We start from the raw sequence: 12,616 nt of genomic DNA on the forward strand, positions 1-12,616 counted from the left end.
GGGGGGGGGGGGGGGGCGGGGGGGGGGGGGGGCCCCCCCCCCCAACGCGGGGATCGCCACCGCTCGAATCGCCCGCTGTCCTATTGGTTTTGCCGAACACGCGTTGGCGGCAAAGCCGCCCACCCAACCGCGCCAGGCAGGCGGCGAAGTCCTCGAAGGCGCCATAGGCCGGCTGGGCGGCGCGCCTGGCGCCGCACAGGTCTGGACCCGGCATACCTGGCCCGGCGCGGCGCGGCGCCTCGTCCTTCCAGCGCAGGTCGAGGGTGTCAGGATCCGCGAACAGGCCGCGCTGCGCATGCAGCCCCGCGTACAGCGCCGCGATGGCGCTGCTGCGGTTGTCCAGCAGGGTCGCCCGTCCCCCATTGCGTTCGGTCACCGCGCCATCGATCACATTGCCGTCCAGTTCCGCCCCGCTTTCCGGGAAGCGCACCTGCACGCCCGCCGTGTCGAGCAGGGTGTTGTCGGCGATTTTGGTGGTGGCGCCGCTGTTGACGTAGATGCCGGCATCCGAGCAGGAGGCGATCAGGTTGGCGCGCATCACGCCGGCTTCGTGCTCGGTGATGCAGCGCTTGTCGCGGCAATACGGTTTGCCGGTGCCGCCGCCGCCGAAGGACAGCCCGACGCGTTCGCCCGGCAGGCCGCGCAGCTTGTGCTCGCACAGCACCACGTTGCGTTCGAACAGGGTGCGCGCGGCGCCGCCCTTGGCGAAGGCGCCGTAGCTGATGCGGTCGCCCGTCGCCTTGACGAAGTCGGTGATCAGGTTGGCGCGGATGATCCAGTCGTTGGCGGCCACCAGGTCGAAGGGCGTGACCGGCCTGGGCGTGCGGCGCGCGCTGGTATTGGTCAGGGTATTGTGCTCGACCAGGCCGCCGTCCGGGAAGCCGTGGGCGTCGCCATTGACCTTGATGTGGGCGTTGAAGTCGGTGATGGTGTTGTTCACGGCCGCGAAGCCCTTGGCCAGCCCGGTCACGTGGAAAGCATGCTCGCAGCTTGCGGGCGACGCGCAGGCGCCGCGGATGCTCAGGTTCTCGAAACGCCAGTAGGGTCCGAGCACCTTAATGCCTTCGCTGCTGGCGACCTCGATGACCACGGTGCCGGGGCGCTCCGCGCGCACCGTCACCGGCACGCCCTCCACGCCCGGCCGGCGCGCTTCCAGCGCCCGCGTGAGGCGGTAGACGCCCGGCGCGAACACGATCACGTCGCCCGCCAGGGCCCCGGAGAAAGCTTCGCGCGCCTCTTCCACCGAATGCACCGGCTTGCGCGCGCCCGCGCCGTCGCCGGCCGGTTCAGGCCTGGCGCCGATCGCCAGCGGCGGCAGGGGATACGGCCCGGCGTCGGCGCCGCGGTCGAGCCGGCGCAGGGTGGCGCCGGCTTCCTGTGCGAAGCCGGTGATGACATCGTTGTGGCCGGCCGCGCGCCGTTCGAGGTAGGGCGCGAGCGCGCGCGGCGTCACGCCCTGGCCCTGCAGCCAGAACACCCCGGCAGCCACGGCGGCGAAGCCGAGCAGCGCCGTGGCGGCGCCGGCGCGCAGCAGCAGGCGCCGCATCAGGATGCCTTGATGCCGTGCCGTCCCATCAGGTCGTACAGCGTGGGCCGGCTGATGCCGAGCAGCTCGGAGGCCTTGACGATGTTGCCGTCGACCCGGGCCAGCGCCTTGACGATGGCCTTGTACTCGGCTTCGTCGCGCACCTGGCGCAGGTTGATCGGTTCCTCCACCGCGCCTTCGCCCGGCAGGCCGAGGTCGTCGGCGACGATGGTGTTCCCGTCGGCCATGATGACGGCGCGCTTGATGCAGTTTTCCATCTCGCGCACATTACCCGGCCAGGGGTGGGATTCGATCGCGGCGATCGCGTCCGGCGCGAAGTGCAGCGAGGAGCGCGACTCCTGGGCGCAGAACTTGTTCTTGAAGTGGTGGGCCAGCAGGGCGGCGTCGCCTTCGCGCGTGCGCAGCGGCGGGATGGTGACCACGATCTCGGACAGGCGGTAGTACAAGTCCTCGCGGAAGCGACCCGCGGCGCACAGTTCCTTGAGCTTCTGGTGGGTCGCGCAGACGATGCGCACGTCGACCGGGATCTCCTCGTGGCCGCCGATGCGCTCGATCACGCGCTCCTGCAGAAAGCGCAGCAGCTTGGCCTGCAGCGCCATCGGCAGGTCGCCCACTTCGTCTAGGAAGAAGGTGCCGCCGTGGGCCAGTTCGACCTTGCCCTTGGTCTGCTTGGCGGCGCCGGTGAAGGCGCCCTTTTCGTAACCGAACAGTTCGCTCTCGAGCAGGTTCTCGGGAATCGCGGCGCAGTTGATCGCCATGAAGCGTTCCTTGGAGCGCGGCGACAGCTGGTGCACGGCGCGCGCCAGCACTTCCTTGCCGGTGCCCGATTCGCCCAGCAGCATCACTGAGGCCGAGGTCGGGGCGACCTTCTCGATGTTGCGGCAGACCTTGAGCATGCCGGGATCGCGCGAGATCACGCCCGACAGCGGCGAATCGGCCTGGTTCTGCTGCATGCGGCGGTTTTCCTGCTGCAGGTTGTGCAGGAAGAAGGCGCGCTGGATCACCAGGTTCAGCACCTCGGGATCGACCGGCTTCTGGTGGAAGTCGTAGGCGCCCAGGCCGATCGCCTTGACCGCGTTGCTGTGGTCCTGGTTGCCGGTCAGGACGATCACGCGCGTGTCCGGCGCCAGCGCCAGGATCTGCTGCAGGGTCGCCAGGCCTTCGGTGGAGCCGTCCGGGTCGGGCGGCAGGCCCAGGTCCATGGTCACCACCGCCGGCTCGTGGCGGCGGATCTGGGCCAGGGCCGCTTCGCGGTCGCCGGCGACCGCCACGTCATAGGCGTCCAGGCTCCACTTGAGCTGCTTCTGCAGCCCGGGGTCGTCTTCGATGATGAGCAGTTTCGGTTTGTTTTGTGTCACGTTATCCTCGGTGGTCTCGCCGGGCTGTTTTTCGTTGTGCGTTCGGTATCTGTTGCTCGTGCGTTGCTTATGCGGCCGAGCGTGCGGCCTGGGCCTGCTGCGCTTCCTGGCGGTACAGCGGCAGCAGCACGCGGAAGGTGGTGCCGTGGCCCGGCCTGCTGCTCACCTCCAGGCTGCCGCCCAGTTCATTGATATATTCGCGGCTCTCGAACACGCCGATGCCCATGCCGGCCGACTTGGTCGAGTCGAAGGGCTTGAACAGGCGCTCGCGGATGAATTCCTCGCTCATGCCTTCGCCGGTGTCGGCGATCTCGACCAGGCCGCCGTCCGCGGTCTCGGTCACGCGCACCGTCACGCTGCCGGTGCGCGGCGTGGCCTCGATCGCGTTCTGGACCAGGTGGCCGACCACGCGTTCCAGGCGCTCGCGCTCGGCCAGCACGCGCAGGCCCCGCGCCTCGATGCGCAGCTGCGGATGGGGCTCGAAGGCGCCCTTCAGCGCCACCGCCTGGCGCACCACTTCGTCGATCGCCAGCAGCACCGGCTTTTCCTGGTTGGTGGTGCGGCTCAGCTTTTGCAGCAGCAGCTTCATCTTCTGCACCGACAGGTCGATGGTCTCCAGCATGTCGGCCTGGAATTCGGGATTGTCCTTGTGGCGCGCGGCGTTGGCGTTCATCAGCGACAGCTGGGCCACCAGGTTCTTCAGGTCGTGCACTACGAAGGTCGACATGCGGTTGAAGGATTCGAACTGGCGCGCCACCGTGAGGGCGTCGGCCGCTTCCTGCTGGGCCAGCTGGCTGGCGGCCTGGCTGCCGGCGATCTCGAGCAGGTCGATGATTTCCCAGTTCAGCTTGATCGGGCTGCGCGAGGTCTGCAGCAGCACGAAGCCGAACAGGCGCGCGTGCAGGATCAGCGGCACCACCAGCCAGGCGCGCGGATAGGACGCCACCCACTCCGGCAGCACCAGGGCGTCGTACTTGTCGGGGGTATGGGCAAATTCCTGGACGTCGATCACCCACTGGCTCGATTCGAGGAACTGGCAGAAGGCCGAATCGGCGGGCTCGCTGCTGCTCGCCGCCGGCGCCTGCCAGTGCGCGGCCGGCTCGAAGCGGCCCGATTCGCGGCGCAGCCACAGGACGCCGCCCGGGCTTTCCACCAGGGCCGCGACCGCCTCGATCGCGCGCTCGCCCAGGCCAGGGCCCGGCTCGGACAGGGTGCGCGTGAAGCGCAGCCACTCTTCGCGGTAGTCGTAGTTGTAGCTGTAGAAGTGCTTGCTGATGAAGACTTTCAGGCGCGCGCGGAAGGAACCCGAGAACAGCACGCCGGCCAGCACGATCAGGGCGCCGAACAGGAAGGCCACCTGCATCACCGCGCCCCAGCTGCCGCCGAAGAAGCGCAGGTAGTAGCCGGCCGAGCCCATCGCCAGCAGGTAGATGGCCGAGCCGAACAGCGCGGCCGAGTGGAACATGGCGCGGCGCGACACCGCCAGCGGCGACTCCCACAGCTTGCTGCGGCCCAGCGCCACCACCAGCAGCGGCACCGCGAGCGCGTTGACGATCCCGCGCGCGGCCCAGATGTCGGGGTCGATCTCGCGGAACAGCATCGCGTGGCTGTACAGGTAGAAGTCGTAGGCGAAGATGGCGCCGATGCCGAGGCAGGCGAATTTCACCGCCCAGCGCTCCTGCAGCGAGCGGCTGCGGTAGACCTGCTCGACCAGCAGCATGCCGCCGATCGCCAGGCCCACGCGCAGGGTCACCGGGGCCAGGCCCAGGCCGCTGTGCGCCAGGTCCCACCAGCCCAGCAGGGCCAGCACCAGCAGCACGCCGAAGCCGAGCGCGGCGGCGGCGGCGGGCGGGCGCAGGCGCAGCGGCAGGCGGCTGTGCGGGCTGGTCACGCGGCCGGCCAGCAGGCCCAGGAACAGCATCCAGGCGGCGTTGCGCAACAGGCCCAGCATGTCGGAGGCCACCGACCACAGCGCGCCGCCGTGGGCGGCCCAGGCCAGCAGCGCCATCCACACGCTGGTCAGCAGGCAGGCCGCGGCCAGGGCCGCGCCGTGCGGGCGCGTGCGCCATCCGGCCAGCATGGGCAGGCCGAGCACGAGGAAGCACACCGCCGCCAGGGCGTGGCTATAGACCGCGATGCTGGTCAGGGAAGTGGCGTCCATCTGGAAGCGTCGGCGCTCGGGAAGGTGGATCCGGCGGCTGGGCGCCGCCGGACGGGATCAACGGCCGCTGCGGAACAGCACGACCTTGAGCGTATTGATCAGGATCAGGATGTCCAGGAACAGGCTGTTGTTCTTGACATAGTACAGGTCGTACTGGAGCTTTTGCAATGCGTCCTCGGCCGAGGAGCCGTAGCCGTAGCGCACCTGGGCCCAGCCGGTGATGCCCGGCTTGACGCTGTGGCGCACGTTGTAGTACGGGACCACTTCGATCAGCTGCTCGACGAAGTACGGACGCTCCGGGCGCGGGCCGACGAAGGACATCTCGCCGGTGAACACGTTCAGGATCTGGGGCAGCTCGTCGATGCGGGTCTTGCGCATGAAGTTGCCGACGCGGGTGACGCGCGGGTCGTTCTGGGCGGCCCATTGCGGCTTGCCGTTCTTCTCGGCGTCGGCGCGCATCGAGCGGAACTTGTGCACGCGGAAGGTCTTGCCGTCCTTGCCGACCCGCTCCTGCGAGTAGAACACCGGGCCGCGGTCTTCCAGCCACACGGCCAGGGCCGCGGCCAGCATCAGCGGGAAGGTCATCACCAGGATCAGGATGCTGCACACCAGGTCGAAGCTGCGCTTCATGAAGGTGCGCACGAAGCTCTGGTCGAAGCCACCGCCGAACACCAGCCAGGAAGGCTGCAGCGAGTCGACGCGGATCTGGCAGGTCTCGCGCTCGAAGAAGGTGGCGGCGTCGGTGACCTTGATGCCTTGCAGCTTGCAGTCGAGCAGTTCCTTGATCGGGAAGCCGCCGCGGCGGTTTTGCACCGAGACCACGATCTCCTCGACATTGTGCTGGCGCGCCAGCTTGACCAGGGAGTCGCCGTCGCGCATCTTGAGCAGGCTGTTCGAGGGCACGCACAGTTCCTCGCTCGGGGCCGACAGGAAGCCGGCGATGTCGTACTTGTGGTAGCGCGACTTGCTGGTGGCCAGGTCGCTGCATTCCTTGGCCAGCGGGCCGCTGCCGAGGAACATGATGCGCGACTGCAGGAAGCGCGCTTCCGAGGTCTTGAAGAACACCATGCGCGCCAGGAAGATGCCGATGCCCGAGAGGGCGAACACCAGCACCATGGTGCCGCGGCCGAGGTAGAGCTCGGGCGCCACGTAGAACACCAGGGCCAGGATCATGAAGCCCATCACGAAGGACGGCATCAGCTTCATGAAGAAGGGATGGCGCAGGCCTTCGTCGTAGTCGAGCTGGTACATGCCCATCGCGCTCATGCTGAAGATGATGGCGGCGGTAAAGGCGACCGCGGAAGTGAAGAAGTGGTCGAAATGGGCCGCCGCGACGGCGTCGCCGTACTCGAGCATGCGGACCGCGGCCCCGACGTAGGCGGCGCCCAGCACCACCAGGACCTCGACGAACAACAAGAGGAAAACGATCTTCGACACGTAGTGATTAGAGATCCTAAACACGGTAGCCTCCGAAATTGTTATTACTTTTCTGGATATGCATGGGTGTCCCGGTTACTGCGGCAGGTTGCGGACATACCAGTCCATGGCCTGCTTCAAGCCTTCGCCGATGCGGTGCGTGGGCTGGTAGCCCAGCAGGGTGGCGGCCTTCGAAATATCCGCCTGCGAGTGGCGCACGTCGCCGCGGCGGAACTCGCCGTACTGCGGCTGGTGCGCGGCCACGTGCGCGTAGCGGTCGGCCAGCAGCGCGCGCATCATCCCGTACAGCTCGTTCAGGCTGGTGCGTTCGCCGAGGGCCACGTTGTACACCTGGTTGGCCGCGTCCTTGCCCGCCAGGGCGGACAGGATGTTGGCCTGGACGACATTCTCGATGAAGCAGAAATCGCGGCTGGTCTCGCCGTCGCCGTTGATGTGCAGCGCCTGGTTGCGGATCAGGGCCGCCACCCACTGCGGAATCACGGCGGCGTAGGCGCCGTTCGGATCCTGGCGCGGACCGAACACGTTGAAGTAGCGCAGGCCAACCGCCTCGGTGCCATAGGTGCGGGCAAACACGTCGGCGTACAGCTCGTTGACGTACTTGGTCACCGCATACGGCGAGAGCGGATTGCCGATGCGCTCCTCGACCTTCGGCAGGTCCGGGTGGTCGCCGTAGGTCGAGCTGGAAGCGGCGTACACGAAGCGCTTGACGCCGGCGTCGCGCGCCGCCACCAGCATGTTCAGGAAACCGTCGATGTTGACCGCGTTGGTGGTCAAGGGATCGTTGATCGAGCGCGGTACCGAGCCGAGTGCCGCCTGGTGCAGCACGAAGTCCACGCCGGCGACAGCGCGCGCGCAGGCGGCGCTGTCGCGGATGTCGCCTTCGATGAAGTCGAAGCGTTCCCACTGGCCGGCGCCGACGGCTTCGCGCACCTGTTCCAGGTTGTGGCGGTGCCCGGTCGCGAAGTTATCGAGACCAGTGACACGCTGGTTCAGCTTGAGCAGGGCCTCGACCAGGTTCGAACCGATGAAGCCGGCCGCACCGGTGACTAACCAGTGGTGGCTGTGCTGGGCGAGGTGCTGCTGAACTTCCTGAAACTTATTCACGTTGGGACACTTTCTGATTGACGCCTGGATCGCAGGCGGCAGGACCGGCATGGCCGCCGCCGCAAAGCGGCGGCCCTGGACCGCACTGGCAACACTTACATGCGCCAGACGCAGTAGCCGGCTTCGCGCAGCGCCTTCGGATCGAATTGCGCCTTGACGTCGATGAAGCAACCGCCTTCGTTCAGCTTGGACTGGAAATCGGTCAGCGACAGGGCCAGGACTTCCTTGTGCGGCACGGCGACGATCACGGCGTCGGCCTGCGGCAGGCTGTCCCAGCTTTCCAGCTTGATGCCGTATTCGTGCTCGGACTCGGCGGCGTCGGCCACCGGGTCGTAGACGTGCACGTCCACGCCGTAGCTCTCGAGCTCGTGGACGATGTCGGCCACCTTCGAGTTGCGCAGGTCGGGGCAGTTTTCCTTGAAGGTCAGGCCGATCACGTTGACCTTCGAGCCCTTCACGTGGAAGCCCGAGGAGATCATCGACTTGACGGTCTTCTCGGCCACGAACTTGGCCATGCCGTCGTTGATGCGGCGGCCCGCCAGGATCACCTGCGGGTGGTAGCCGATCATCTCGGCCTTGTGGGTCAGGTAGTAGGGATCGACGCCGATGCAGTGGCCGCCCACCAGGCCCGGACGGAAGGGCAGGAAGTTCCACTTGGTGCCGGCGGCCTTCAGCACGTCCAGCGTGTCGATGCCGATCTTGTCGAAGATGATCGCCAGTTCGTTCATCAGGGCGATGTTCAGGTCGCGCTGGGTGTTCTCGATCACCTTGGCGGCTTCGGCCACCTTGATGCTGGAGGCGCGGTACACGCCGGCGGTCACCACCGATTCATACAGCTTGGCGATGCGGTCGAGCGAATCCTCGTCGTCGCCCGAGACCACCTTCAGGATGGTGGTCAGGGTATGTTCCTTGTCGCCCGGATTGATGCGCTCCGGCGAGAAGCCGACGTGGAAGTCCTGCTTCCACTTCAGGCCCGACTCCTTCTCCAGGATCGGGATGCAGACTTCCTCGGTCGCGCCAGGGTAGACGGTCGATTCGTAGACCACGGTGGCGCCGCGCTTCATGTGCTTGCCGACCGACTTGCTGGCGCCGATCAGGGGCGTGAAGTCGGGGTTGTGGGCGATATCGACCGGTGTCGGAACGGCGACGACGATGTAGTCGGCCTGGGCCAGCACGCTCGGATCCGTGCTCAGTTCCAGGTGGCGCGAGGCCTGCAGCTGCTCGACGGATACCTCGCCGGCCGGGTCGATGAATTTCTTGTAGCTCTCGATCTTGGCGGTCGAGAGGTCGAAGCCGATGGTTCGTCCTTTTTTGCCGAACTCTACTGCCAGCGGCAAACCGACATACCCCAGTCCTACTACCGCGACGACTTCATCTGCTTTCATTATCGGGTTCCGTTCAAGAATTGAATTTTGCTATTATGCTAACTTTACTATAGCACGGATGGTCTATCGAGCTCAACCAAAGGCATCCGTTTGTAGAAAAGTAACAACAATACACAAAATTTGTTACCAAAATTTTACGTATTTCATTGGCTCAGAAACAATGTTTCATCAGCTCAAGAGGACTGATGAGAAACCGTCCGGCGCAGTCCTGAAAGCGCGCAACGGCAGCGCCCGTGCCCCTTTACGGGGATAAGCTGCTCATCAGTAATTATCGTGTCATATTAGCATTTTCTAAAAATCAAGTTCATTTCGGAACTCAATCGTGCTGGCCTTCGAAGTCCGGAAATTGATGCAATTTAAATAACAATCGAATGCGAGAGCCGGGCTTGCGAGTCCTGGCGGGCGAGGCGCGCTAGCCGCGCCCGGCGCGTTGACGGAACAGGGCGCTGGACAGGATATCCGCGACGCGGCCGACCAGTACCGACGCGACCATGATTACGCTCAGCGACAGCAGGAAGTTCAGCCCCCAGTTAGTGGTGGGACGCATGAACAGGTAAGTGTGGATCAGGAAGATCTCGAGCAGGTATTTTTCCAGTCCCGCGATCATGCGCGTGAGCGGCCAGTCGGGCACGCGGCCGACCACCAGCCACAGCGCCAGCGACAGGCTGGTGGCGGTGATCAGGGCGATGTTCCACTCCTTGATCCCCTGCAGGTTCAGCAAGACCATGGCGCCGCTGAAGGCAATCGCCGCCAGCATGGCCAGCCAGGCCGGCAGGCGCACGCCCTGAGCGCCGAACACCACGCCGGCGATGAAGGCATAGGCGGTTGGCCACAGCATGTGGCCGACCCGGACCGTGTCCTGCAGATAGGCGGCGAGCACGAAGCCGACTGCCAGCATGCCCACCGCCAGCGCCTTGCGGGCCGCCATGCGCGCCAGATAGGGATAGGCAATATAGAACAGCAGGAGCAGCGTGAAGAACCACAACCCGGCGCCCAGCCCGCTGTAGTTGCGGATGCCGAACCAGTTGAGCACGCCGGACATGCCGGCGGCGTGCACCAGGCTGTGCCAGTGCAGCACGGTCTTGCCCTTGAAGGCGACGATCGCCGCGATCACGGCCAGGATCACCCAGTAGCGCACCGCCAGGCGTTCGAGCTTCTTGCGCCAGAACTTGGCGCGATCCACCTGCTCGCCGTACAGCAGGCGGGTGAAATAGCCGGACGAGAAGGCGAACAGGAACAGGCCGAAGGTGACCGGCACCCAGACCGACAGGCCGAAGTCGCGCACCCCGAAATGGCCCAGGACCACGGTGAAGATCGCCACGACCTTGGCGAAGGAAAAATTCAGGCTGACGCGCGCGCTGATCGGCCCTGCGGGCTTGGCGGACACGGCGGGAGCTGATGTGGAAGCGGTAGACGGAAAACTGGTGGGACGTGCATGGCCCATGATGACGTAAGGCGCCGAGCGCCCGCTGGTTGGGGTGCCGTCAAGCTAACATACGAGTGTCAGAAAAACAATTATTTACTAGCACCGACGACGATTCGTGGCGCCGATGAAACTGGACGGGATCATTCGTGGCGCGGCTGGCGGGGATCGAACCCACGACCCTTGGCTTCGGAGGCCAATACTCTATCCACTGAGCTACAGCCGCATTGGGAAAACTGCGAGTGCGAAGGATACAGTCTTTCGCCGCGCGCGTCCATGAGTACTGTCGCGCTACGACTTGATTTTTAATTACAGCGAGCAAGCTTTGAGACTATAATCGGCCGTTTGGCAGTGTTTGCAATAAAGCACGTAGTGAAGCCCGGAATGCAAGCCTACAGGCAAGTCCTGAGGCGGCCCGCCAGGCCGGCAAGGAAGCGCGCTCGACAGCAGGCATTGGAAGTGAAGCGGCAAGCGCCGGAAACGCGGCAGGCGCCGGAGATTGGCAGGTTTTTTTAATAGCATTAAGGAAATCATGAGCGACGCACACAACGAACACCAATCGATGATCCGGACGCCGAAGCAGCTCGTCGTCGCCGTCACGGCATTTTTCCTCGTCATCGTCATCGGCATCATCCTGCTGGTCACCTTCGCCACCAACGACCGCCTGGTCGGCGCCGGCACCGACAGCCAGAGCGCCGAAGCGGTCGCGGCCCGCGTGCGTCCGGTAGCGGAAGAAGGCTATACCCTGGTCGACGCCAATGCACCGAAGGTGCTGCAGGCCGGCGGCGCCGTCTACGCCGCAGTGTGCGCGGCCTGCCATGACAGCGGCGCCGCAGGCGCGCCCAAGACCGGCGACAGCGGCGCCTGGGGCGCCCGTATCGCCCAAGGCTACGACACCCTGGTCAAGCATGCGATCGAAGGCATCCGCGCGATGCCGGCCAAGGGCGGCAACCCCGACCTCGACAATGTGGAAGTGGCGCGCGCCGTAGTCTTCATGACGAACAAGAGCGGCGCCAGCTTCAAGGAGCCAGCCGTGCCCGCCCCTGCAGCCGCCCCTGCCGCCGAAGCTGCCGCAGCCCCTGCCGCCGCCAACGCGGCCACCGCTGCGCCGATCGCCACCGCACCGGCCGCCGCGGCCCCGGCCGCCGCGCCTGCGCCGGCAGCGGCCGCTCCGGCAGTCGCCAGCGCCGACACCGGCAAGAACACCTACAACGCCGCCTGCGTCGCCTGCCATGGCGCCGGTATCGCCGGTGCGCCGAAGTTCGGCGACAAGGCTGCCTGGGCCGCGCGCATCAAGCAGGGCGACAACGTGCTGTACGAACATGCGATCAAGGGCTTCCAGGGCAAGGCCGGCATGATGCCGCCAAAAGGCGGATCTTCCGCTCCGGACGCGGACATCAAGGCAGCCGTCGATTACATGGTTGCCGCCGCCAAATAATTTAACAATCTCAGAAAAAGACCCGCCGCACCCCGGCGGGTCTTTTTTCTTGCGTTCAGTCAATCTTCAAGACAAAACTGGCAAGCAAACGATTTACCTGCAAACAATATTCGTTAAAAACCGCTTAATGTTGTGTTGCATTTGGGCGAAATATCGAACACAAATGTGAATTCCGCTGGGAATCTGTTTTGCTTTGCCGTAACCTTCAGGTTCTTGAGTGACGGAAAGTAAGTCGTCACAGCAACTACTGGAAGGTTGAAATGAAATCCCGATTGAATACCCTGGCAGCACGTACTCTCTCCACCACTCTCTGCGGCGTGATCCTCGTGGCATGCGGAGGCGGCGACGCGACCGCCGGTACCACCTCGGGCCGCTCGGCGACCACCTCCCCGACCGCGCCGACGACTACTACCCCGACCCCGGTTCCGACTGCGCCGACCACCACCGCGCCGACCGCCCCCACGACGACTGCACCGACCACCGCCGGCGCGATCACCAATGTGCGCCTGGAAAACACCAGCGCCACCGTTGCACAGAATAATGTCCCGGTCACCTTCGGCCAGGTCTTCGCTGTCGGTCACCTGGCCAAGGGCGCGGGCCTGGTCGGCCGTCTCGACGATGGCAGCTCCCTGCCCCTGCAGGTCGATGTGAAAGCCACCCACCCGGACGGTTCGGTCCGCCACGCCGTGATCTCGGCCGTGCTGCCGACCCTGGGCGCCGGCCAGACCCGTACCCTGGACCTGGTGCGCAGCGGCACCATCGCA

Annotated in this window: 8 protein-coding genes, 1 tRNA gene and 1 pseudogene; 2 read left to right on the forward strand and 8 right to left on the reverse strand. The window is 65.6% G+C overall.

Annotated elements, in window-relative coordinates:
• The 8 genes from KBW98_RS22335 to KBW98_RS22370 all read right to left on the reverse strand — a co-directional run.
• Window positions 1–1,546: chondroitinase-B domain-containing protein (locus KBW98_RS22335; protein WP_211522373.1), on the reverse strand; the 1,546-nt coding region annotated here is incomplete at its 3' end.
• Window positions 1,546–2,904, reverse strand: coding sequence for a PEP-CTERM-box response regulator transcription factor (prsR, locus tag KBW98_RS22340; RefSeq protein ID WP_211522374.1), 1,359 nt, complete (start codon window positions 2,902–2,904; stop codon window positions 1,546–1,548). The genes KBW98_RS22335 and prsR, both read right to left, overlap by 1 nt.
• A 67-nt stretch (window positions 2,905–2,971) precedes the next feature.
• Window positions 2,972–5,065, reverse strand: a complete 2,094-nt coding sequence (prsK, locus tag KBW98_RS22345) for an XrtA/PEP-CTERM system histidine kinase PrsK (RefSeq protein WP_211522375.1) — start codon at window positions 5,063–5,065, stop codon at window positions 2,972–2,974.
• Between the two features lie 57 nt (window positions 5,066–5,122).
• Window positions 5,123–6,526 (reverse strand): TIGR03013 family XrtA/PEP-CTERM system glycosyltransferase, encoded by a 1,404-nt coding sequence (locus KBW98_RS22350; protein ID WP_211522376.1) that lies wholly within the window; start codon window positions 6,524–6,526, stop codon window positions 5,123–5,125.
• Window positions 6,527–6,577: 51 nt separating this feature from the next.
• Window positions 6,578–7,657, reverse strand: a complete 1,080-nt coding sequence (locus KBW98_RS22355) for an SDR family oxidoreductase (protein ID WP_211522377.1) — start codon at window positions 7,655–7,657, stop codon at window positions 6,578–6,580.
• Window positions 7,658–7,701: 44 nt separating this feature from the next.
• The gene (locus KBW98_RS22360; protein WP_211522378.1) at window positions 7,702–8,991 is read right to left on the reverse strand and encodes a nucleotide sugar dehydrogenase; all 1,290 of its coding nucleotides are present in this window, start codon (window positions 8,989–8,991) and stop codon (window positions 7,702–7,704) included.
• Window positions 8,992–9,403: 412 nt separating this feature from the next.
• Complete coding sequence (locus tag KBW98_RS22365) at window positions 9,404–10,378, reverse strand: acyltransferase family protein (RefSeq protein WP_211522379.1); 975 nt, start codon at window positions 10,376–10,378, stop codon at window positions 9,404–9,406.
• A gap of 186 nt (window positions 10,379–10,564) precedes the next feature.
• A tRNA-Arg gene (locus tag KBW98_RS22370) sits at window positions 10,565–10,640 on the reverse strand.
• 306 nt (window positions 10,641–10,946) lie between these two features.
• Here KBW98_RS22370 and KBW98_RS22375 point away from each other — a divergent pair.
• Both KBW98_RS22375 and KBW98_RS22380 read left to right on the forward strand, forming a co-directional pair.
• Window positions 10,947–11,852 (forward strand): cytochrome c5 family protein, encoded by a 906-nt coding sequence (locus KBW98_RS22375; protein ID WP_211522380.1) that lies wholly within the window; start codon window positions 10,947–10,949, stop codon window positions 11,850–11,852.
• 260 nt (window positions 11,853–12,112) lie between these two features.
• Window positions 12,113–12,616 (forward strand): annotated as a pseudogene (locus KBW98_RS22380) (hypothetical protein); the annotation flags it as partial.

Source organism: Massilia sp. ST3 (genome assembly GCF_018119405.1).
Classification (GTDB): Bacteria; Pseudomonadota; Gammaproteobacteria; order Burkholderiales; family Burkholderiaceae_D; genus Telluria.